We start from the raw sequence: 23,900 nt of genomic DNA, 5'->3' as shown, positions 1-23,900 counted from the left end.
CTCCTTATTTACGAGTTTTTGGATCGAATGCATCACGCAGTCCATCCCCGAGTAAATTAAAGCTAATCATAATCAAGCTAATGACAATAGATGAAACAATCATGCCATGTGGATAAATTCGTAGTAATTTATACGAATCATTGACAATTGTTCCTAAAGAAGCTGTTGGAGGCTGTAGCCCTAATCCGATGAAGCTTAATAATGCTTCCGTGAAAATGGCTCCTGGAATAGTAAACGTAGTTGCAACAATAATTGGCCCAAGCGTGTTGGGAATTAAATGCTTCCAAATGAGACGTTGGTTACTAGCACCAAGTGTTCGTGAAGCAAGCACATATTCATATGATTTTAACTTCAATATTTGTGCTCGAACAATTCGAGCCATACTGATCCAGCCTACAATCACCATTGCAATCGTAATCGAAATAATCCCTGGCTTTAAAATAAGAATCAAAAGTATGTTCACAATTAGGCCAGGGATACCAACTAACACTTCAATAATACGTTGCATGATATTATCTGTCCGACCACCATAAAATGCTGAGACAGCCCCATAGGCAACCCCTATAATGAGATCGATGGTTGCTGCTAAAAAAGCAATATAAAGAGAAATTCGTGTTCCTTCCCATATACGCGTCCAAAGATCTCGACCTAATTCATCTGTACCAAACCAAAAATATTCTGCAACCCCTTTTGCTTCATATTGGTCTACGCCTCGGCTATCAACACCATTCAAGCCTAAGAAAGAAATATTCTCAAGGACAGGAATTTTTGGAGGTAAATTAGTGCGCGCAATATTTTGTTCATCATAACCGTGGCTATTCATAAAAGGGCCGAAAATGGCAAGTAATAGAACGACGATAATAGTACATAACCCAACAATAGCTGCTTTATTTTTCCGCAAACCACGCCATGCATCTTGCCAAAATGATTGCTCAGGACGATAGGTGATATCATCCGTAATATCAGTTTGCGTTGCATATTCAAATAACTCCTTTGAATAGCTCTTAGTTATACCTTCTGTCAATTTTATAGTCATGCCTTATCGCCTCCTGTCACACGGATTCGGGGATCAATCAACCCGTATAAAATATCGATGATTAAAATAACGGTTACAAATAGCACCGCATAAAAAATAGTTGTTCCCATAATTAGCTGATAATCGTTGGTAATAATAGAATTAACAAACTGCTCACCTAAACCTGGAATACTGAATATCTTTTCAATAACAAGTGAACCAGTAATAGTGTTAACAGTTAACGGACCAATAATAGTCACGATTGGAATCATGGCATTTCGAATACCATGTTTTGTAATGATAAAAGGGTTTGATAAACCTTTGGCTTTTGCGGTTAAGATGTATTCTTGACTAAGTACTTCTAGCATTTCAATGCGCGTGAAACGGGCAATTGTAGCAACTACTCCAACTGCTAAAGCAATCGTTGGTAGAATAGAATATTCAAAGCCATTCCAAAAGGCAATGGGTAGCCAGCCTAGTTTAACGCCAACCCAATATTGTAGAAAGCCTGCAAAGACAAACGATGGAATCGATATACCTAGTACGGCTAGTATTGTGGCTCCATAATCAATAATAGTGTTATGTTTTAGAGCCGCTATAATTCCTAATAAAAGCCCAATAATTGTTCCCACTATAATGGCTTGAAAGCCCAAAATTGCCGATGCACCGATACGTTCCTGAATAATTTTAGTCACTGGTCGATTATCAAAGACAAAAGAAACTCCTAAATCTCCTTGTACAAGATTCGTTAAATAAATGCCAAATTGCACAGGAACAGGCTTGTCTAACCCATATTTTTTGTAAAGTAGCTCTTTTTGAGGCTCCGGAAGCCGCTCATCATTAAATGGTGAACCTGGCAAAGCTTTCATTAATAAAAATGACAGTAGAATAATAATAAAAAGGGTAATGATCATATAACCAATTCGTGTAAATATGTACCGAACCATGGCACCAACCTCCTACTAAATAGTGTTGTTAAAACTATTAATTTATTTGCAAGATTGATGCCAATTGCAGAAATTATGAGAAGAAAAAATATGAAAATATATATTGCATAGCTTTTTACTATATGATATATTTATAAATGTCTTAAAGAGGTCCCGTGGTGTAGCGGTTAACATGCCTGCCTGTCACGCAGGAGATCGCCGGTTCGATCCCGGTCGGGACCGCCATTTAAAATTGATATGATCGCTCTTATGTACTGCTACAGTCATAAGAGCTTTTTTTATTTAATAATGATTTTCTTTCAACTTAGCATTTGAGCATGAAATGCATTCAAGCTTATGTTGAAATTGTGAAAGCATCATTTTATAAAGACCCAGTTCATAGGGTAGAAACATAGAGGCTAAAAGCTTTACAATTTCTGAAGCCTTTATGACCAACCTCCCATTGGTTTTAATAAAATAACATCTATTGCCCTAAATAACGCCTCTACTGCTACTAAAAAATCACCCAATCCCAGTGAAGTTAATTGAATTATTGACATGAGCCTAACTTATTGCATATTTTTAACATTATCTAAAAATAGTAAAAATTACCGATAAATGAGGGCGTTTTTATAAGGTAAAATGAGATATGTTTCTAAAATAAAAATTAGGGGTAAAAATTTAGAAGTAATCGGATTGGCTACGGAGGTGTTTATATGAGCAAAGACCATTTCTTAAAACGTCTTTATTTACCTTTGCTTATTGGTTCCATGATTATGATGGTAGGCTGTGGAGATCCTATTATAGAGATTGAAGAAGCAAATACGTATCACTGGCAAAAAAATATGAACGAAGTAGAATTTGAGAAATTAAAAAATGATATGTCATATATTGAGGTAGTAGAGACAGCAGGCGGCGCAGGTAAAAAGGTTAAAAATAATGAATATCGTTGGAATGATGAAACCCTGTTGACTCAGGCTTATATAGTGAAATTTAAGGATGATAAATTAATTGCTAAAGAGATCATAGCTGTAAAAGGTCATTCCAATAGATAGATAGTTGACACGTCTTCATAAGAGAAGACGTGTTTTTGTTTGCATTTAGGTTACCTAACTATTGTCATCACAGAACAGGGCTTTTTAACAAGCACAATCAAAGCAGGTATAAATGATATTGGATGCTTTGAACATTTTCGTTAGTTTAGGTAAACTAGAGGTAATGTAGTGATGAGAGGAAAAAAGAATATGTATGAAATAATCATGAATTCAGTTGATGATACAGAACGTTTCGCCATTAAACTTGCCAATATACTAGAAGCTCAAGATACGATTACATTAGAAGGGGATCTAGGTGCTGGCAAGACAACATTTACGAAAGCCTTGGCAAAGGGACTTGGGGTCAAACGAACAGTCAACAGTCCAACATTTACGATTGTTAAGCAGTATGAGGGGAGATTACCGTTTAATCATTTAGATGTGTATAGGTTAGCAGAAAGTGATGAAGACCTAGGCTGGGATGAGCTGTTTTATGGAGATGCAGTTTCAGTGGTCGAATGGGCGCATTTAATTGAACAGGATTTGCCACAGGATCGCTTAGCGATAGAGATTTACCGAATCGGAGAAAATGAACGACGCTTTGTGTTAATACCTCGTGGAGAACGCTATGAGGCACTATGTGAGGAGCTAATGAAATGATTTGGTTAGGAATAGAAACAGCAAATACACCACTCTCCATTGCAGTTGTGAAGGATGGCAAAGTGGTGGCCGAGATGGTACAAAACATAAAATTAACGCATTCTGCAGGTGCAATGCCGGCGATTGAAGAAATCTTGGCACGAATAGGTTTAAAACCGAATGACTTGGATGTGATTGCAGTGTCTGAAGGGCCAGGTTCTTATACAGGTGTTCGTATAGGCGTGACATTAGCAAAAACCCTAGCATGGACATTACAGAAGCCTTTAGTTGGTGTATCTAGCTTAAAGACATTGGCTGCTAATGCTGCTCTTTACAACGGATTGATTTGTCCAATTATTGATGCTAGAAGAGGCAATGTTTACACAGCTGTTTATCAGGGCGAGACATTAGAGGCCCTTGTGGAGGATCATCATGTACATATTGATGATTTATTAGTGCGTTTAAAGGCATTAGAGGCGCCTATTTTATTTGTAGGAACAGATGTTGATATATTTTGGAAGAATATTGAGCAGGTGCTTGGTGATACAGCAGTACGTGCACCATTTAGTTTTGACTTGCCACGCGCAACGGAAGTCATTCGTGTAGCAACGAAATTAGAGTTACCTAGAGTCGAAGCTATCCATCACTTTGTTCCACAATATAAACGGATTGCAGAAGCTGAGGCGAACTGGCTGAAAGAACAGAAGGAGAAGGAACATGAGTAGGAATGTAACTTATCGTAAAATGGTTTCTGACGATGTGCCAACGGTTTATGAAATTGAAGTGACTTCATTTCCAGTGCCATGGACGTTAGATTCCTTTTACTACGAAGTGCATGAAAATCAGTATGCGCATTATGTGCTGGCTATAGATGAAAATGACAGTATTATTGGTTTTTGTGGGATGTGGATGGTCATAGATGCAGCTCAAATTACAAATGTAGCTGTTATTGAGGAGGCACGTGGCCGAGGGATAGGTGAGGGGTTAATGCGTGAGGCGATGCAAATAGCTCGTTTACATGGAATGGAGGTCATGACGTTAGAGGTACGTGTAACAAATATGGTTGCACAAAATCTCTATCGCAAGCTTCAATTCCAAGATGGTGGCATACGGAAAGGCTATTATACTGATAACGGGGAGGATGCCCTTGTCATGTGGGTGAATTTATAATGAATAATGGATTGATATTAGCAATAGAATCAAGTTGTGATGAAACAGCTGCAGCGATTATTCGAAATGGTCATGAAATTGTGTCGAATGTTGTGGCTTCTCAAATAGAAAGTCATAAGCGATTTGGTGGGGTTGTACCTGAAATTGCATCACGTCATCATGTTGAACAAATTACAGTAGTAATAGAAGAAGCACTGGCACAAGCTAATTTAAAGCCAGCCGATTTAGATGCAGTTGCTGTTACAGAGGGCCCAGGTCTTGTAGGGGCATTATTGATTGGCATTAACGCAGCTAAGGCTTTTGCTTTTGCTAACAGCTTGCCGATTGTTGGCGTCCACCATATTGCAGGACATATTTATGCCAATGCACTTGTTCAGCCAATGGAATTTCCTTTGTTGGCACTTGTCGTATCAGGTGGTCATACAGAGCTTGTTTATATGAAGGAACATGGCTCCTTTGAGGTCATTGGTGAAACACGAGATGATGCAGCTGGTGAAGCCTATGATAAAGTGGCACGCGTTTTAAACTTACCTTATCCAGGTGGACCACGTATTGATCAGCTTGCTCATGAGGGTGAAGAGGCTGTTCCTTTTCCAAGAGTTTGGTTAGAGGAGGGTTCTTATGATTTTAGCTTTAGTGGCTTAAAATCAGCAGTCATCAATTATAAACACAATATGGATCAACGAGGCGAAGCTATTTCGCCAGCAGCCGTTGCTAAAGGTTTTCAGGAAAGTGTTGTCGAAGTACTGACAGCGAAAACATTGCGTGCTGCTCGCGAATATCAGGTGAAGCAGGTCATAGCAGCTGGTGGTGTAGCAGCGAATAAAGGTCTGCGAAGCGCTTTAGAGGCTGTATTTGCCGAGGAAGGCATCCCATTTTTTGTACCACCACTCAAATTGTGTACAGATAATGCGGCAATGATTGGAGCAGCAGCCATGCCAATGTTTGAGGCGGGGGTTCGAGGAAACTTAATGATGAATGGACGTCCCGGAATGGAGTTAAAATCTTGGGTATAGCAGTAAATGAAGGAGGTATCTTATTGAAGATATCTCTTTTTTGATTGTCGAAAATTTGTTGATAAAAAATGAACGTTGCGAAGAGAATAATAATATTCAACACGTTAATTGACAAATTTTTCAGAAAATTATCCACAGGTAATGGAGCGAACTAAGTACCGAACACGCGTACTTATGCACAATATGTTGATAACTTGTGTATAACTTGTGATTATTCAATATATAGTAGCATGTTTTACAAGGGAAGATGTGGATAAAATAATTTTTGATTGTGGACAATGTGGAAAACTCTGTTGATATGTTGGTATTACTAGATTTATAGTGTGTATAAAACTGTGGGCATTTTTTGTCGAAAAATAGCACTTGACCAATATATATGAAAAATAAAGGTGTGTAAAGAAAAAAGCCATGCGGCGAGGCACATGGCTTAAAATCAGTAACTACATATTCATATTTTCAAGTTCCTCATTTAGCTCTAACCATTCTAATTCCAATCGCTCATGCTGTTCTTTAGCAATAGCTAATTCGTCTTGAAGCTGTGAAATTTTTTCGTGATCCGTGAAAATTGCAGGGTCACAGAGAGCTTCCTCGAGCCTATCAATGCTAGCTGTCGTTTCTTGCATCTTCACTTCTAGTTCTTCAATAGTACGTCTAATTTGACGTTCGCGTTTTTTTGCCTCTTTATCAATTTTAGAGGTAGAAGTCTTATCAGGTAGGTCTTGCTGTACTTGTAGTTGGGAGGCAGCCTTCATTTGCGCTAGCTCCAACAGTTCCTGTTTTTTCTCTACATAATAATCATAGTCACCTAAATATTCAAATGATCCAGTTCCAGACAACTCCACCACTTTCGTTGTGATACGATTAATGAAGTAGCGGTCATGGGAGACAAATAGAAGCGTTCCAGGATAATCAATCAGTGCATTTTCCAGAACCTCTTTACTATCTAAGTCTAGATGGTTTGTAGGTTCGTCGAGAATTAAAAAATTGGCCTTTTGCATCATTAATTTTGAGAGTGCAAGGCGTGCTTTTTCACCGCCTGATAAAGAGGATACGGTTTTATCCACATCTTCTCCACTAAATAGGAAGCGTCCTAAGACAGTGCGAATATCTTTTTCATTCATGAGCGGCCATTCATCCCATAGCTCTTTCAAGACACTTTTATTGCTTGAAAGCTTTGCTTGCTCTTGATCATAATAGCCAATTTGTACATTAGTACCATAACGAATAGCACCTGCAAGAGGTGTTAAATCTTTCACAATTGTTTTTAATAATGTTGATTTACCAACCCCATTTGGTCCAACAAGGGCTATCCGATCCTCGCGAAAAGTGCGCAGGTTAATACCACTAGATATTAGCTGATCATCATAGCCGATTGTTAAATCATCGACGGATAAAACATCATTACCACTTTGACGTTCGATAGTAAAACCAAAACTAGCGGATTTCTCATCACCATCTGGCGATTCCATCCACTCAGTTCGTTCAAGCATTTTACGTCGACTTTGTGCCATTTTTGTTGTAGAGGCACGTGCAATATTCTTTTGGATAAAATCCTCTAGCTTGGCCTTTTCATCTTGCTGACGCTCAAAAAGTTTGACATCGCGTTCATAGGTTTTAGCCTTTTCATCTAAATAAGCACTGTAATTGCCTGTATATTTTGTAACACGATGACGTGACACCTCGTAGACAATGGAAACGACTTGGTCTAAGAAGTAGCGGTCATGGGAAACAATTAAAATAGCTCCTTCATAGCTCTTTAAATAAGATTCCAACCAAGATAATGTTTCGATATCTAAATGGTTCGTAGGCTCATCGAGAATTAAAAGGTCTGGTTTACTAAGTAAAAGCTTAGCCAGTGCTAAACGTGTGCGTTGTCCACCAGATAGTGAGCTGATGGGTTTATCATAGTCTTCGGGATAGAACTGCATTCCATGAAGCACTGAACGTATGTCCGATTCATATTGATAGCCGCCAGCATCCTTAAAAGTATGCTGTAGTTGATCGTATTCCGACATAACTTTCGCATACAGAGTGGAATTTTCGTAAACGGTAGGATCAGCCATCTGCTGTTCGAGCGAGCGGAGCGTTTGTTCTTGAGCTAAAAGCGGTTCGAAAATGGTCATCATTTCATCCCAAATAGTTAACGTAGAATTTAATCCAGCATGTTGCTCTAAATAGCCAACCTGAACGCCCTTTGGGATAATGATATCCCCAGAGTCATAGGACATTTGACCAGCGATTATTTTTAATAAAGTCGATTTACCTGCACCGTTTCGCCCTACTAAGGCAACGCGATCACGGTGTTGAACCTCTAATTTAACACCACTTAAAATTTCATCTGCAAGAAAGGATTTAGTTAGTTGATTGACCTGTAAAACAATCATTCTTGACACCTCAATTCTACCTTAGTGTAATGGATGAACGATTTGCATGCAATGTAGGTGCTTTACTTATTCCTAGCAGTCATGTAAGATTGAAACGATTTCTTTTTAGTTAGTTGCGTACAAAGCGCCATTAACTAAAGAGAAATACGCTAGTGGATTGCAAAAATGTTGTATATAGTTAAGGATAAATGTATTAAAATTAGTAGTTAAATACAGTAAAATTGATTGAGGTTCATCATAAGGAGGAGAAAGTTTGAAACAAGAATTAAAAATTCCACAAGCCACTACAAAAAGACTTCCTCTTTACTATCGATTTATTCAAAACTTTGCACAAGAAGGTATGGAACGTATTTCGTCGAAGGAACTGAGTGAAGCGATGAAAATAGATTCTGCAACGATTCGCCGTGATTTTTCTTATTTTGGCGCTCTTGGTAAAAAGGGCTATGGCTATGATGTGCAGCATTTATTACAATTTTTTAGCCAGACGCTTGATCAACATGAAGCGACAAAAGTAGCGTTAATTGGCGTGGGGAATTTGGGCAGTGCATTATTAAAATATAATTTTCAAAAAAACCATAATACACATATTGTCGTAGCATTCGATTCTAAAGCACCGAAGGATGGCAAAATGATTAGTAATATTCCTGTTTTTCATCCAGATTTGCTGGAGGAGAAGTATGCTGAATACGGTGCAGAGCTTGCGATTTTAACCGTTTCACCACGCTCCGCACAAAAAATGGCGGATCGTTTAGCAGCAATGAATGCAAAAGGTATTTTAAACTTTACACCAGAACGGTTAACAGTACCAGATAGAATGCAGCTCTTAACCATTGATTTATCGGTAGAATTGCAAGCGCTTATCTATTTAATTCGTAATCAGGAAGTGTGAAAATAATACATATTTTTAAGTGTAATTCACCATTTCTGTCAAATAATATTTTTTAATAAAATGCGGGTAAACCTATGAGAGAGACGAAAAACTTTCACATATAATTAGTTAGCAAAATGGCGAAATATGCGTTAAAATGATGGATATAAAGAGGAGGTGGCTGTAATGGGTGGAATTGGTCCTATGAGCCTCATTATTATCGGAATTGTCGCGTTATTAATTTTTGGCCCTAAGAAGTTACCAGAGCTTGGTAAGGCATTTGGTTCAACACTACGTGAATTCAAAAATGCTACTAAAGGTTTAGCCGACGAAGATGATGATGACAAGAAAAAGAAAGAACTAGATAAGTAAGTTAGGATGTTTGAGGAATGAATCCAAAAGATCTAACTGTCATTGAGCATATAGAAGAATTAAGAAAACGGCTGTTCATTGTTGCCGTTTTCTTTGTTCTCGCTATGGCTGGCGGCTTTTTCGTCGCAAAGCCGCTTGTTAAATACCTTCAAATGACTGGAGCAAAATATAATATTGAGCTTCATGCATTTGACGTAGTCACACCACTTGCAATTTATATCCAAGTTGTTTTTATAATTGCCTTTATTCTTTCATCGCCAGTGTTGATGTATCAATTGTGGTCGTTTATTAGCCCTGGATTAAGAGAAGTAGAACGTAAAGCCACTCTAAGCTATATACCATATTCATTTCTATTGTTTATTGCAGGGTTATCTTTTTCGTACTTTTTACTCTTCCCGTATGTCATAAAATTCATGATGAATTTATCGAATGATTTGGAGATACAGCAAACCATTGGTATACATGAGTATTTTACATTTTTGTTTAAGCTTACAATACCTTTTGGTTTTCTATTCCAGTTACCGATTGTTGTTTTATTCTTTTCGCGAATTGGTATATTAAGTCCAGATTTACTAATTCGAATTCGTAAATATTCATACTTTGGTTTATTTGTATGTGCAGCGATTATTGCACCGCCTGAGTTGGCGTCACATTTAATGGTTTCTGTGCCATTGTTTATCTTGTATGAAATTAGTATTATGATTTCTCGGATTGGTTATAAGAAATATCTTAAATCAGAGGAAATTCGTTTAAAAGAAGAACAGGAAGCGGAGCAAAAGCGTCAGATTGAAGAGGCGCTTGAGCAGCAACGACGACAAATAGAAGAATTGAATCAACAGTAATAGATAAAGCTCGGTGCCCTCAATGGGACACCGAGCTTTTGTGTTCTAATTCCGCTTTACGATGACTTTACAAAAAATTATTGCATTTTTTCTAGTTCTTGAAGAAACTTTTGCAATGGCTCTGCATAGAATTGTACAAGTGTCACAAATCCATTAAGCATAACGTGTGCGATAATAGAAGTCCAAATGCGTTTTGTTTTGTGATATAAAAAGGCAAATATTAAGCCACAAATGGTATAAAGCAAGATATGCGAGAAGTCGAAGTGGATAATCGCAAAGAATATGGCACTTACTATAGCCGCCACCCAGAAATTTGTTGTTTGGACAAGCGAGCCAAATATGACTCTGCGGAAGACGAATTCTTCTAAAATAGGCCCAAATACAACAATCGCTAATATAGCAACGGGAGCACCTTGAGCTATAGCGACGATATCTGCGGTATTTTGGGAACCTCCTTCGATACCGAAAACAGCCATCTCAATAGCGGCACCAATCATTTGACCAAAGAACACGAGGAAGAAACCGAAGATTCCCCAAACAATTGTAAGAGGGATCGTTTCCTTTTTTCCTTGATAAATGTTCCAAAAGGCTTTATCACGAGATGTTAGGATTAAGCTTAAAATGAGCGCAATAGCAAAACTAAGGGCAATATACCAGCCTTGAGTAATGGGAGCCGCTTGTTCAGAAGCTAGACCAGTTATCTTCATAACGAGCTTATGAAACGGTAAGAGCAGCCATCTGCTTGAAATCTGCATCAAGATATAAATTAATAAGACATACAGGGCTGTTTTTTTATGTTTCGTTATTTTTTGAGAATTAGTCACAGTCAAAATCCTTTCCATTCATATGCTTCCTTTCTATTGTAGAGGAATATGGAAAGAAAACAAAATTTTTCGAAGTTCTGGCTTGCAAAAAAAAGTGTGATTGATTATCATAATAATTGTGTTAGCACTCATTAATATAGAGTGCTAATAAATTTTAACAATTATTTAATTATTAGGAGGTTGTTTCACTTGTTAAGACCACTAGGAGATCGTATTGTAATTGAACTAATCGAGGTAGAAGAGAAATCTGCATTCGGTATTGTACTACCTGACTCTGCAAAAGAAAAACCACAAGAGGGTAAAGTAGTAGCAGTTGGGACAGGTCGTGTATTAGAGAACGGGCAACGTGTAGAGCTTGACGTTAAAGTTGACGACCGCATTATTTTCTCTAAATACGCTGGAACAGAAGTTAAATTTGAAGGTAATGAATACCTAATTTTACGCGAAAGCGATATTCTTGCAATTATTGAATAAGTACATTATTCACACCTTAAATAAAGGTGAAGGCTTATTGTTTGTTTAACGAAAATGACAATAAGATGAAATTGATATAAATATATTGAAGAAGCTTAACGAATATTCCATTTCAGGAGGGTAAATTCTCATGGCAAAAGATATTAAATTCTCAGAAGACGCTCGTTCATTAATGTTACAAGGTGTAGATAAATTAGCGAATACAGTAAAAGTAACATTAGGACCAAAAGGGCGTAATGTTGTTTTAGAAAAAAAATTCGGTTCACCACTTATTACAAATGATGGTGTAACAATCGCTAAAGAAATCGAGCTAGAAAACCCATATGAAAACATGGGGGCAAAATTAGTAGCAGAGGTTGCTTCTAAGACAAATGAAATCGCTGGTGACGGTACAACAACAGCAACAGTATTAGCACAAGCAATTATTCGTGAAGGCTTGAAAAACGTTACGGCTGGTGCAAATCCTGTAGGTATCCGCAAAGGTATTGATAAAGCAGTTGCTGCTGCACTTACAGAATTACACGCTATTTCTCGTCCAGTAAGCAATAAAGAAGAAATTGCACAAGTTGCTGCTATTTCTGCTGCAGATGATGAAGTTGGACAACTGATCGCTGAAGCAATGGAGCGTGTTGGTAACGACGGCGTTATTACAATCGAAGAATCTAAAGGCTTCACAACAGAACTTGATGTAGTAGAAGGTATGCAGTTTGACCGTGGCTATGCTTCACACTACATGGTAACTGACACAGATAAAATGGAAGCGGTTCTTGATAACCCATACATTTTAATTACTGATAAAAAAATTACAAACATTCAAGAAGTATTACCATTATTAGAACAAGTGGTACAACAAGGTCGTCCATTAGTAATCATTGCTGAAGACGTGGAAGGTGAAGCACTTGCAACGCTTGTTGTGAACAAGCTTCGTGGTACATTCAATGCTGTAGCAGTAAAAGCACCAGGCTTCGGTGATCGTCGTAAAGCAATGCTTGAAGATATCGCTATCCTAACTGGTGGTCAAGTAATTACTGAAGAATTAGGCTTAGACCTAAAATCAGCGGATATTTCTTCACTTGGACGTGCAGCAAAAGTTGTTGTAACAAAAGACAACACAACAATCGTTGAAGGTGTTGGCGGTGCAGACGCAATCGAAGGACGCATTGGTCAAATCCGTGCACAACTTGCTGAAACAACATCAGAATTCGATAAAGAAAAATTACAAGAACGTCTTGCAAAATTAGCAGGTGGCGTAGCAGTTATCAAAGTTGGTGCTGCAACAGAAACTGAGCTTAAAGAACGTAAACTGCGTATTGAAGATGCTCTAAACTCTACTCGTGCTGCTGTTGAAGAAGGTATCGTATCAGGTGGTGGTACAGCCCTTCTTAACGTCTATGCAGCAGTGGAAAAAGCAGCTGAATCAGTAGATGGCGACGTAGCTACAGGTGTGAAAATCGTTTTACGTGCTTTAGAAGAACCAGTTCGCCAAATCGCTAATAACGCTGGTCTTGAAGGTTCAATCATCGTGGATCGCCTAAAACGTGAAGAAGTTGGCATTGGTTTCAATGCAGCTACTGGCGAATGGGTAAACATGATGGAAGCAGGCGTAGTGGACCCAGCAAAAGTAACTCGTTCAGCTCTACAAAACGCAGCATCAGTTGCAGCGCTATTCTTAACAACAGAAGCAGTTGTAGCAGATATTCCAGAAGCAGCACCAGCAATGCCAGATATGAGCGGCATGGGCGGTATGCCAGGCATGATGTAAGTTTTAGTTTCAGCTAAAATTTTTGACTAAACATAACCACTTTCCATAACTTTATGGGAAGTGGTTTTTATAATGAATAGCTTAAATGTACAGCGCTTGTAACAAGTATATCGCTCTATATTTGTCCCATTCAGTCCCCTTTTTCCAATGAGCTCTATTTATAGTCGATGATCCATTTAACAGCAGGGTGATTTCATCATAGCTCCAATAAATTGTTTAAATTTACCTCCATCATCGATTGCTGATTTTCCTGTTGCCTAACCTCTAGTCAAGGTAGTTAGGCGAGGGGGATTCCAATAGCAATTCTCCTATAGCTAATTCCTCTAGTTCCCAATGAGATAATCATAAACCAATTAAAACAGACCCATAGTCAAAAATAAAAGCGAGCATTTTCGCATTCAATTGTTGATTATATTTAGTTAATTAGAAATTCCTAAATTTTCTCTTCTATATAATAAATGGGATTTCTAAACTTATTGTTGTGATGCTCAACGAAAAAATAATTTTAGTGAATGAAAGCGCCATTAGTGGATTATTCATCTACTAAATGTATGAATAATCTATAATTAAAAATTTTCCTGTTGTTTTTCAAAAGATTATCACTTACAATACAAAATGAAAATGATAATCGTTATCATTAACTAATAGTTTGTTAGATAGAGGTGAAATCTTGGATAATCAGGAAGCTAACAGAATAGGAATGGGCAATATTTATTATGTTATTATCTTGCTTTTAATAGGCGCCATTTTAATATCTGCCGTTTTTTCTGTATCAATAGGACAAGTCAGCATACCTTTTAAGCAATCAATGGATATTTTGCTACATACTATATCCAACGGGAAGCTTGGCTCGCTTGATAGTGTGGATAGTGAATCCTACTTGAATATTATTTTACAGGTCAGAATGCCTCGTGTGGTTTTTGCATTATTGATTGGCGTTGGACTTGCACTATGCGGGACTGTCATGCAGGCGGTTGTACAAAACCCCCTTGCTGATCCATACATACTTGGTATTTCTTCAGGGGCGTCATTGGGTGCAACCTTTGCCATTCTAGTTGGTTTTGGAAGTAGTGCATTGTTGGCACAGTTTGGGGTAGCCTTTGGAGCATTTGCAGGGGCAATGTTTACCTCTATGGCAGTGCTGATCTTATCCAGCATTGGTGGTAAAGCGACATCAGTCAAACTTGTTTTATCAGGTGTTGTCATTGGAGCATTATGTAGTTCTTTTTCAAGTCTTATTATCTTTTTTGCGAATAATGCTGAGGGCATTAAAACCGTTACGTTTTGGTCTATGGGAAGCTTGGCCTCTGCTAGCTGGGATAAAACACCGATTTTAACAATTGTGATTGTGCTAGGGGCTGCGTTATTCCTTTTCCAACATCGTGTGCTAAATACAATGCTACTTGGAGATGAATCAGCTATCACATTAGGTATCAATCTAAGTGCTTATCGCAAATTGTACATGATCCTTACTTCGCTCATTACAGGAACAATGGTTGCTTATGCGGGTATGATCGGTTTTGTTGGTTTAATTATTCCACATATCACGAGAGGCATTTTTGGAGCAGACCATAAACGATTAATGTTAGGAACATTGCTCTTAGGTGGTCTTTTCATGATTTGGGCGGATATTCTGTCTCGAACATTAATCCAAAATGTTGAATTACCAATTGGTATCATTACTTCTGTCATTGGATCGCCATTATTTATCTATATGATTGTAAAAAAAGGTTACAACTTCGGAGGGTAGAACAATGGAATTAGTAGCAAAGGAAATAGAGGTAAAGATCGGCAAAAAGGAAATAGTAAAAAACATATCCATTCATGTGAATAAGCAACAATTTGTGGGCTTAATCGGACCAAACGGATGCGGAAAGTCAACTTTGTTGAAAAGTATTTATAAAAGCCTTGTGCCTCAAAAAGGGATGGTTTTTTTAGATGATTTAGATGTTTTGAAGAGTCCTGAAAAAAAGATTTCTCAGCACTTAGGTGTAGTAGGGCAATTCAATGAAATGCATTTTGATTTAACGGTACAGCAAATGGTGATGTTAGGCAGAACACCTCATAAAAAAATGCTAGAGTCAGATAACCAAAAGGATTTTGACATAGTGGAAGAGGCGTTAACGCGTACGAACTTACAATCCTATAGAGGGCGTAGTTTTCTTTCACTATCTGGTGGTGAAAAGCAACGAGTTATTTTAGCAAGAACGATTGCTCAGCAGCCTAAATTTATGATTTTGGATGAGCCAACAAACCATTTAGATATTCGTTATCAAATCGAAATACTATCCTGTGTTAGAAGTTTAAACATCGGTGTTTTAGCAGCGCTTCACGATTTAGAAATGGCAGCCCATTACTGTGATTATCTCTATGCGGTCAAAGATGGTGAAATCTATGCGCATGGCACACCAGCAGAGGTTTTAACACCGGAAACAATAGAAGCTTTATATCATATTAAATGTCAAACGTTTACTAATCCCGTGACAAACGGATTAGGCTTTGCATATGGACTATAGGAGGAACACCATGAAGAAAAAACTATTATTAGGAATTGGTTTAGCAGCTTTATTAACATTAACAGCTTGTGGTAACACATCAAAAAATACAGCTGAGGAAACACAAACAAAAGATTATTATCCACTGACAGTTGCTAACTTTGCAAAGGCTGAGGGAGGCTCAACGTGGGAAAAGAAAGATCAAGTATTCGATAAAGCACCTGAAAGAATTATGGCTAATACACGCCCAGCAGCAGAATTATTATTACATTTAGGATTAGGTGATAAAATCGTTGGTGTCGGTGCAAACTTTGGTGCAGTCGATAAATCTGTAGAAGAAGAATACGCTAAGTTAAATATTTTAAGTGATGAGTATGTAGGGAAAGAGGTTACATTAGGAACTGATCCTGATCTTGTATTTGGTCGCGGTGGCTTATTTGATAATGCTGAATGGGGCGTAGGGACAGTAGACTCACTTAATGAAATGGGCGTTAAAACATATGTTTTAGAATCATCTGTAACAGGTGGCACATATGATTCTATTTACAAAGATATCGAAAATATCGGTAAAATTTTCAAAGTGCAAGACAAAGCGGATAGCTTTATTAAAGAATTAAAAGGGCGACAACAAAACATTTCTTCAAAATTAGAAAGTATTAAAGAAGAAAAAACTTTTGCTTATTTGCATACAAATGATCCAAAAGAGCTTTTTGTATACCCAGCTCACGATGAAACATTCTTCAATGACGCATTCAAAATGGTTAAATTAGATAACATTTTCAAAGGTGAAACAGGCGATGTAAGTGTTGAAACATTAATTGCAGCAGATCCAGATGTATTAATTCTTCCTAACTGGGATGGTTCTGATCTAACAAAAGTACGCGAAGAAATTTATGCAAATCCTAAACTTTCAAGCATGAAAGCTATTAAAAATAAACAAATTTATATCGTAGATTATAATTACATGTTTGGTTATGGCTACAACACAATAGATGGAATGGAAGCATTAGCAAAAGAGATGTATCCAGACTTATTTAAATAAGAGAGTCGATTAGACAGCTTAAAAAAGGTAATGTCAACGGTATAATAAGCAATTTTGTCAGGCGAGGGGTTGATTTCCGTTCCGCCAGCCTCCTTTCCAGGGGGCGTCCGATGAGCCGCTTCACTCACTGCGTTCGCTCCAGGGTCTCCTCTGTGACGCTAAATCCCCTAGGAGTGACGCTGGCTCCACTCCAATCAACCATTCTGCAAAAGTGTCTTTTCCTGAACAAAATAGCCCATTATTTATATTATAAGAGAGGATAGCCTCTTATTTTCAATGTGGAGAAGTGATGTGTGACAACACCCCTCCATAAAAGAGTAGTGAATGCCTTCACTTGAACCTTTGCTAAATTTATGGAGTGGAAGGCCACTTGGCTCCTGTGGGATAGCGAGACAGGCGAGCCTCTAAACGGAGCGGCTCGGCGCTCGCCCACAGGAAAGCAAGTAGCCTGCAACGGAAATCCTTTTTCACCTTTCACATAAATTCTATGGATGGTTTTGCTTTTCAACACTATGAAAGGGGGAGAAATTATTAATTTCTCCTCCTTTTTGTTATAGCAATGGAAGCAGCTCTCTATTAAACATTGTAATTGTTTCGGCAGATGGATAAAGGATGTTGTGAATCGAGAACGAGCTAGAAAGTTCTTTCTTGGCTCGCTTAATATTAATGGTATCAAACAAATGAGGTTTATAGCACATGCCCAACCAAGCAATGCTCATTGCTGATCCTGCAAAATCCTGTATTTCTTAAATTTTCGTTAAATATCAGAAGGGAGTACTTAAAAAAAGTATCCTACTCTGTTAGTGTTAACGATATGCAAATAGCTGTATATCCTGTTTGATTATCTTATGTTGACTTGACTTGACTTGGAGCAGGGAAGTAGCCTGTATCTATTCCATATTGAATCATTCTGTGAATAAAGGCTGTATTAGGTACTGCACATTCAATTTTCGTATTGACTAAAAATTCTAGTGTTTTTTTGCAATTGAAAATAAACGGGGAATCACCAGCTCCATCACCTTCAAGCTGAGCAATGGCTAACAATAAATATTCCTGTGCTTCTTTTGTATGCTCACTATGCAATAGCCAATTTGTATATTCCTGTGCTGAAACGATTGATAGATCATAGCCAAATTCCTTAATCATGTCGATTAATTCTAAATAAGGAAGCGATACAGGATTACATAAATGGAAGACATGACCGTTTGCTGCTGGCTGACTCGCCAGAGAAACGAGTGCTTGGCTCGCATAATTAATAGGAGTAAAGTCAACATGCCATTGTGCAGTAGGTGTTTTACCTAAATAAAGCATCGATTTAATCATACGGTAAAAGGCATTGTCATCAATATTACGTTGGAATTTGCCTGTTTCAGAGTGACAACTTAAATTTCCTACACGATAAATGGAAATAGGAATGGCATCATTTACAGCATTTCGAACAAGATTTTCCGCCTCTAGCTTACTTTGGGTATACACATTATTAAGCTTCACATCGTAATTAAAATTACCTTTTGCCTCATTTGAGCCCCATTGAATGGCAGCTAACTCCTCTGGAATACCAATTGTTGATACATAATGGAAATGCATACCCGGTTTTCGTTTAGCTATTTCAAGCAAATGGCGAGTACCATTCACATTGACATTATTGAAATGGTCAGCCGCACCAAAATGACGTACATCGGCACCACAATGAATGATTGCATTGATTTTTTCCAGCAACATTTGTTCAGCTTCATCAGATAAATCAAGTTGTTGCTTTCCTAAGTCGCCTGGGATAACTGTGACACGCTCTTTCATAGGATGAACAAGATCGTTGCCAAAGTAAAATTGCATACTATCCATTAGCTTGTCCTTAATCGTTGCATGGGCACCTGGTCGAATAAGACAGTAAATATGTGCATTTGTTACTGTTAACAGCTCGTATAATATATGGCTTCCTAAATAACCTGTAGCTCCTGTTAATAATACCGACGTCATTGGCAAGGGTCTTACAGTTTGAGAGACTTGCAGCGGACTTGGCTCCATTAAATCCTTAAAAACAAGATTAGCTGGTTGCTCTTGATTGTCATTAGCTTCCGGCTGATAATGACGAATATATTGATCTAGCTCAGCAATCGTTTGGTAGTGGAAGAAATCTTGTATTTTTAAGAATGGTATATGCTTTTTCACTTGTACAAGAATTTCAAGCACTTTTAATGAATGACCTCCAATATGGAAGAAATTATCGTGAATGCCTATTGGCTCGATACCAAGTGCCTTTTCCCATGCGATAGCTAGCAGCTGCTGTATATTATTTTGGGGTGCGCTGTATGCATGGCTACGCGATAAAACCACTTCCAGTGATGCTAGTTGTTTTCGATCGATTTTTCCTGTAGGAGAAAGCGGCATTTCAGGCAATTCTATAAAACGCTCAGGCACCATATAATCTGGTAGAAGAGTTGACAGGTAGTCTCTTAAAATATCTTCCTCAAGTTGTATACCACTAGTCACTGTATAGTAGGCAAATAAATGATTGTTACCATCGGACTTTTTCTTCGCAATGATTACGACTTCCTGAATGTTAGGATGATTGCTTAACACCGTTTCAATTTCTCCAAGCTCAATACGGAAGCCCCTTACTTTGATTTGTGAATCCTTGCGCCCAACAAATTCAATAATACCACTAGGTAATAGGCGAACTAAATCACCTGTACGATACATTTTTTGTTCTGGCTTCAATAGATGAGGTACAAATACCTCAGCCGTTTTTTCTGGCTGATGTAAATAGCCTGCTGCTAAACCAGCACCTGCAATACATAATTCTCCAGTTTCATGAACTGGGCAAAGCTGCTCATCGTCATTAACAACATACATCTCATAATTAGCGATTGGTCTGCCAATAGGAATACTGGATTGTTTATCTATTATAGAATCCTTTATCTTGAAGTAAGAGGACAATACTGTACATTCAGTTGGTCCGTAAAGATTAATAATTTCTGTAGTTAATCCAAATTTTTCATGCCATTTTTGAACGACAGCAGGTAATAGAGCTTCGCCACCAACAGATAGGTAGTTTAGTGTTGTCAGTTTTTCTCGGTATTCTACAGGTAAATGTGTTGCTAGCTGTGTAAAGAAAGCATTGGGTACAGTGGCAGCGGTTACTTGCTCACGACCAATCATATCAGCAAATGCTTCAATCGATAGACGTTCCACACTTGTTAGCATATGAAGCCTTGCTCCAGAAAAGAAAGCGGTAAAAGTCTCTGTTACTGATGGGTCAAAACTATAGGAGATAAACTGAGAATATACATCGTCTTGTGTTGAATGGTAGATTCTTTGATTATCTGTAATCAAATTAATAACAGATTCATGTTTAAGCATAACCCCTTTTGGTTTGCCCGTAGAACCAGAAGTATAAATAATATAGGCTAGGTCGGATGGATGTATTTCACAAGTTAGATTTTCCTGTGAGTAGCCTTTTTCTGATTGGTTGATCGTTAACACTGTACGTGTTTGGGAATCATTATGTATGAAATCATTCAGTAATGCTGTATGTTCGTTTTTCGTTAGAATAAACGGGGCACCTGTATCGTTTAATAGATACTGACACCGTTCTTTCGGGTAGCTTGGATCAATAGGAACATATACACCACCAGCTTTCAGGACACCTAAAAGGCTGATGATTGTTTCTTTACTTCGTTCCATAACGATTGCCACATAGTTTCCTTTTTGCAGACCGTTTGCTATTAGCATGTGAGCAACTTGATTGGATTGTTCATTTAGCTGATGGTAGGTCATCTTACCATTTTCAAAGGACAATGCAATGCGTTCAGCAAACTGTTGTGCTGCCTGATAAAATACGTCAGGTATTGTGGTGTTTTGATCGTAGTCAGCTAATGTTTGGTTTAAAGTTTGATAGGCTAGTAAATCTTCTTCGTTCAACAGTTGTGTACGATTGGATGGTAGAGTTTGTGGCTCATAAGAATGCGTATTATTCTCTAATGGGTATACATCAAATTCTCGTTTATTATTCAATCATGACAACTCCTATTTTAGAAAAGGGCAGACACTTATGAAGGAGTGTTTATGCCATTAGTTCCACAGAAAATGAATCATTCTCAGAATTCTAACGGACATACATCTCCTGATAAGAGCAGCCCTTTCGCTTTTTTATTTCACTACAAAGGTATTAACAACATTTAATAGTTCATCAGATAACTCGGATAATACTTGAGCTTCTTCAGAAACTCGTTGTACGGTATTCAGCTGAGAGGCAGAAGTTGCGGCAACTGCTCTCGTATTGTCTTTTGAATTGATAGAGAAGTCTTCCATATCTTTAACAGCAGATGTTACTTCTTCCATACCAGCTGCCATTTCTTCAATCGTAGCAGAAAGCTCTTGAATTTGTCCTGTTACATGATGAATGGAAGTTAGAATCTGGCTAAATGATTTTTCTGAATCATTAATCATAACAATTCCATGATCGACCTCTTCTACAGCGTGAACCATGATATTGACAGATTCGTTTGTATCATGCTGGATATGAGAAATAAGTGTAGAAATTTCCCGTGCAGATGCCTCAGACTGTTCAGCAAGCTTACGTACCTCGTCAGCAACCACTGCAAACCCACTACCAGCTTCTCCAGCACGGGCAGCTTCGATGGCTGCATTCAATGCCAGTAAATTTGTTTGGGAAGCGATTCCCGTAATAATGCCCACAATTTCTTCAATTTTATTGGAGTGATCGCCAAGTAATTTAACAGAAGCAGCAGACTGATTTACAGCTTTACTAATCGCATTCATTTGTGCAACTGATTTATTTGTCGATTCATTACCTCTTTCAGCTTCCTCTGATGCTAAGATAGAGGATTCTGAAATTTGATTGGATGTCATCGCAATGCGTTGGATACCAATACTCATTTCTTCAATAGTAATCGTACTCTCTTTTGCCTTTTGAACTTGGAGATCCGCACCACTCGCAATTTCTTGCATAGAAGAAGCTACATTATTATAAGAATCGGAAGCTTCCTGCATATTTGCCGATAAAACGTTGGCTGTGTTTGACACACGAGCAGAAACGTTTGTTGTACTTTTAATGACAGTTTTTAGATTTTCAATCATTAAGTTAAAGTTTTGTGTGAGCGTTCCTATTTCATCTGTAGAAGTAACGGATAATGGTTCAAGCTCTAAATTACCTTCTGCTACTTTTTTAGATTGTAAGGAAAGCTGTTGAATTGGTGTTAATTTTTTTCTCAAAAGAGTGTATACAGCAATAGATGAACCAATTAAGAAAATAACAGTGACTAATAATGTCCATAGAGCTTCAGACATGGCTTTTCCAGTTACCATCGATACGTCATAGTCAATGGCATATGCAGCCAACATATCACCATTTTCATCTAAAATGGGTGTGAGGCCCGTTTTGTAGCTACCAAACTCATCGCTATAAATATCTGTTGCTGTTGCTTTTTTTGTGTTAAAAACCTCTTTGATTCTTGCTAGGAAATCGGGAGATAAACCCATAGCAATCATATCTTGATTATATTCAGCACCTAGTTCTAGTATACTAGATGAAAGAACAGGTGCATTAATATTTTCTCCATTAACCGTAATTAAAAATAGATTGGTAATGCTATCAGAATTGTCATTGATCGCATCCATTTCTCTTGTTAATTTTAAGGCGTCGGAGTTACTGTTTGTTGGATTATCTAGTATTGATTTCAACGTATTGATATCAATCGTTTTTGCTAAGATCATGCCTTTGTCAGAGAGCGATTGATCCATATCTGTTAAATTACTATTTCTGACAATATAATAAGAAAGGCCTAAAGTAACTAAACCAAATAATAATAAAATACTTACCATTATTACGGTTAGTTTTTTGCTAATGGACATATGCTGCTTCTTGCGTTTTTTCATACTTTTCCTCCTAATATGATATAACAAATATTTCAAGCTAAGGATAAGAAATGGATAATTTAGTCAATGTACTGCACATTGAAGATTGTGATGTTATTCGTAGAAGTCCAGATGCATATTAAATATTTATGAATGCAAAGTAATCTATTTATCCCCTAACATTAAACTACTATACTGCCAAAAAAATTGATTCACAACCCAGAAAACTTACTATTTAAAGTCTAGATTTATAAAATTAAAGAATAGAATTTAGTTTTTTAGTCTGTCTATTTTGTATTTTAGTCTGTATTTTTACAAAAATTCGAACGATTACTAGTATAAAAAAGAAGTTTGCTTGGAACTAGTCGATTTCAATTGAATTAAAAATTTGGTGGATATCCTATTTTTCAACTCCTTGTTAGGGCTTTTTACTTATTTTGTAATGTCTGATATGCTTGAGAATGCTATGGTTTTCTGTCATTTTTATTATGGGAATAAAATGAAAAAAAGGTTATTTCTTTATTCAAAGATGAACAAAGAAATAACCTTTTCTAATTGGCTATGGTCGAGGATTACCAAAGATACCTGGTAAAATATTAGGCAATCCTGGTATTAATGGTGGTGGGAAACCGGGATATTGCCCTCCTGGACGTGGTGGATAAGGTTGCGGCGGATAGGGCTGTGGTGGATATGGACGTGGTGGATAGGGTTGCGGTGGATAAGGTTGTGGCGGATATGGACGTGGAGGGTATGGTTGCGGCGGATAAGGTGGTGGATAGGGTGGTGGATATGGCGGAGGATAGGAACTACCAGGTGGTGTACCTGTACCTGCGGCAGTAATTTGACTAACATCCACAGTCACTATTTGACCGTTATCTAGCTGGATTTCAGCTGTTCTTCCTCCCGTGCCAAATGTTCGAATCAATGTACCTGCATAAGTACCTGTGGGGAGTGTTACCCATATTTTCATACCTGGGCGAAATTGACTGTTAAAATCATCAGGAGCTAATCTAGGATAAACCAATGAAACACACCTTTCTTCATTTTTTCTAACATATGCCTATTGCGATAATTGCCATAGGCTTTAGGCTAGTCGATACTTAAGGTTGAAATTGTTATAAAATATAACAATTTTCATTATAATAAGGAAAAAGGTTAAA

20 protein-coding genes and 1 tRNA gene are annotated in these 23,900 nt (G+C 37.7%); 14 read left to right on the top strand and 7 right to left on the bottom strand.

All coding sequences use genetic code 11. The annotated features are described in order from the left end of the window. Positions 1-4: 4 nt before the first annotated feature. Both opp3C and opp3b read right to left on the bottom strand, forming a co-directional pair. Entirely contained in the window at positions 5-1,036 is a 1,032-nt protein-coding gene (gene opp3C, locus MHI04_RS19930; protein ID WP_342535121.1) for an oligopeptide ABC transporter permease, read from the bottom strand. Then, positions 1,033-1,962 carry an oligopeptide ABC transporter permease gene (gene opp3b, locus MHI04_RS19925; RefSeq protein WP_058843570.1) on the bottom strand — a complete coding sequence of 310 codons (930 nt, stop codon included), beginning with the start codon at positions 1,960-1,962 and terminating at the stop codon, positions 1,033-1,035. Before opp3b ends, opp3C begins: the two co-directional genes overlap by 4 nt. A 149-nt stretch (positions 1,963-2,111) precedes the next feature. Here opp3b and MHI04_RS19920 point away from each other — a divergent pair. The 6 genes from MHI04_RS19920 (at position 2,112) to tsaD (ending at position 5,800) form a co-directional block, all read left to right on the top strand. After that, positions 2,112-2,187: transfer RNA gene (locus MHI04_RS19920), tRNA-Asp, on the top strand. 470 nt (positions 2,188-2,657) lie between these two features. Beyond that, complete coding sequence (locus MHI04_RS19915; protein ID WP_036119013.1) at positions 2,658-2,996, top strand: hypothetical protein; 339 nt, start codon at positions 2,658-2,660, stop codon at positions 2,994-2,996. A gap of 189 nt (positions 2,997-3,185) precedes the next feature. Continuing rightward, positions 3,186-3,635, top strand: a complete 450-nt coding sequence (gene tsaE, locus MHI04_RS19910; protein WP_036119017.1) for a tRNA (adenosine(37)-N6)-threonylcarbamoyltransferase complex ATPase subunit type 1 TsaE — start codon at positions 3,186-3,188, stop codon at positions 3,633-3,635. Beyond that, positions 3,632-4,339 (top strand): tRNA (adenosine(37)-N6)-threonylcarbamoyltransferase complex dimerization subunit type 1 TsaB, encoded by a 708-nt coding sequence (tsaB, locus tag MHI04_RS19905; RefSeq protein ID WP_058843571.1) that lies wholly within the window; start codon positions 3,632-3,634, stop codon positions 4,337-4,339. Before tsaE ends, tsaB begins: the two co-directional genes overlap by 4 nt. Then, on the top strand, positions 4,332-4,784 hold the full coding sequence (rimI, locus tag MHI04_RS19900; protein ID WP_058843572.1) for a ribosomal protein S18-alanine N-acetyltransferase: 453 nt from the start codon (positions 4,332-4,334) through the stop codon (positions 4,782-4,784). Before tsaB ends, rimI begins: the two co-directional genes overlap by 8 nt. After that, positions 4,784-5,800 carry a tRNA (adenosine(37)-N6)-threonylcarbamoyltransferase complex transferase subunit TsaD gene (gene tsaD / locus MHI04_RS19895; RefSeq protein WP_058843573.1) on the top strand — a complete coding sequence of 339 codons (1,017 nt, stop codon included), beginning with the start codon at positions 4,784-4,786 and terminating at the stop codon, positions 5,798-5,800. The genes rimI and tsaD overlap by 1 nt, the downstream gene beginning before the upstream one ends. A 440-nt stretch (positions 5,801-6,240) precedes the next feature. On the opposite strand, the gene MHI04_RS19890 is transcribed toward tsaD, so the two are convergent. Then, complete coding sequence (locus MHI04_RS19890; protein ID WP_340812211.1) at positions 6,241-8,184, bottom strand: ATP-binding cassette domain-containing protein; 1,944 nt, start codon at positions 8,182-8,184, stop codon at positions 6,241-6,243. 253 nt (positions 8,185-8,437) lie between these two features. Between MHI04_RS19890 and MHI04_RS19885 the strand changes: the two genes are divergently transcribed. The 3 genes from MHI04_RS19885 to tatC all read left to right on the top strand — a co-directional run bounded on the left by MHI04_RS19885 (position 8,438) and on the right by tatC (position 10,266). Next, entirely contained in the window at positions 8,438-9,073 is a 636-nt protein-coding gene (locus tag MHI04_RS19885; protein WP_036119002.1) for a redox-sensing transcriptional repressor Rex, read from the top strand. Positions 9,074-9,238: 165 nt separating this feature from the next. Next, positions 9,239-9,424: a twin-arginine translocase TatA/TatE family subunit gene (locus MHI04_RS19880; protein WP_010857065.1), complete on the top strand. Its 186-nt coding sequence runs from the start codon at positions 9,239-9,241 to the stop codon at positions 9,422-9,424. A 17-nt stretch (positions 9,425-9,441) separates the two neighbouring features. Next, a complete protein-coding gene (tatC, locus tag MHI04_RS19875; protein WP_036119000.1) occupies positions 9,442-10,266 on the top strand; it encodes a twin-arginine translocase subunit TatC in 825 nt (274 codons plus the stop codon). Between the two features lie 77 nt (positions 10,267-10,343). Here tatC and MHI04_RS19870 read toward each other — a convergent pair whose 3' ends face one another. Next, positions 10,344-11,108, bottom strand: coding sequence for a type II CAAX endopeptidase family protein (locus tag MHI04_RS19870; protein WP_058843575.1), 765 nt, complete (start codon positions 11,106-11,108; stop codon positions 10,344-10,346). Positions 11,109-11,279: 171 nt separating this feature from the next. On the opposite strand from MHI04_RS19870, the gene groES reads away from it, so the two are divergent. The 5 genes from groES to MHI04_RS19845 all read left to right on the top strand — a co-directional run bounded on the left by groES (position 11,280) and on the right by MHI04_RS19845 (position 16,863). Then, complete coding sequence (groES, locus tag MHI04_RS19865) at positions 11,280-11,564, top strand: co-chaperone GroES (RefSeq protein ID WP_004224358.1); 285 nt, start codon at positions 11,280-11,282, stop codon at positions 11,562-11,564. A gap of 130 nt (positions 11,565-11,694) precedes the next feature. After that, complete coding sequence (groL, locus tag MHI04_RS19860; protein ID WP_058843576.1) at positions 11,695-13,326, top strand: chaperonin GroEL; 1,632 nt, start codon at positions 11,695-11,697, stop codon at positions 13,324-13,326. Between the two features lie 700 nt (positions 13,327-14,026). Further along, positions 14,027-15,076, top strand: coding sequence for an iron ABC transporter permease (locus MHI04_RS19855; RefSeq protein ID WP_342535785.1), 1,050 nt, complete (start codon positions 14,027-14,029; stop codon positions 15,074-15,076). A gap of 4 nt (positions 15,077-15,080) precedes the next feature. Continuing rightward, positions 15,081-15,842 (top strand): ABC transporter ATP-binding protein, encoded by a 762-nt coding sequence (locus MHI04_RS19850; RefSeq protein ID WP_036118991.1) that lies wholly within the window; start codon positions 15,081-15,083, stop codon positions 15,840-15,842. A 10-nt stretch (positions 15,843-15,852) separates the two neighbouring features. Continuing rightward, positions 15,853-16,863 (top strand): ABC transporter substrate-binding protein, encoded by a 1,011-nt coding sequence (locus tag MHI04_RS19845; RefSeq protein ID WP_342535120.1) that lies wholly within the window; start codon positions 15,853-15,855, stop codon positions 16,861-16,863. An 846-nt stretch (positions 16,864-17,709) separates the two neighbouring features. Here MHI04_RS19845 and MHI04_RS19840 read toward each other — a convergent pair. The 3 genes from MHI04_RS19840 to MHI04_RS19830 all read right to left on the bottom strand — a co-directional run bounded on the left by MHI04_RS19840 (position 17,710) and on the right by MHI04_RS19830 (position 23,764). Beyond that, a complete protein-coding gene (locus tag MHI04_RS19840; protein ID WP_342535119.1) occupies positions 17,710-20,877 on the bottom strand; it encodes an amino acid adenylation domain-containing protein in 3,168 nt (1,055 codons plus the stop codon). A gap of 135 nt (positions 20,878-21,012) precedes the next feature. Next, positions 21,013-22,761 carry a methyl-accepting chemotaxis protein gene (locus MHI04_RS19835; protein WP_036118985.1) on the bottom strand — a complete coding sequence of 583 codons (1,749 nt, stop codon included), beginning with the start codon at positions 22,759-22,761 and terminating at the stop codon, positions 21,013-21,015. Between the two features lie 538 nt (positions 22,762-23,299). Continuing rightward, a complete protein-coding gene (locus MHI04_RS19830) occupies positions 23,300-23,764 on the bottom strand; it encodes a hypothetical protein (RefSeq protein WP_036118983.1) in 465 nt (154 codons plus the stop codon). Positions 23,765-23,900: the final 136 nt, after the last annotated feature.

Origin of the sequence: Lysinibacillus sp. FSL K6-1151 (assembly GCF_038630755.1) — a bacterium.
Taxonomy (GTDB): domain Bacteria; phylum Bacillota; class Bacilli; order Bacillales_A; family Planococcaceae; genus Lysinibacillus; species Lysinibacillus fusiformis_D.
Note: the sequence above shows the minus strand (reverse complement) of the source record. Positions and strands in the feature narration are given on the sequence as shown.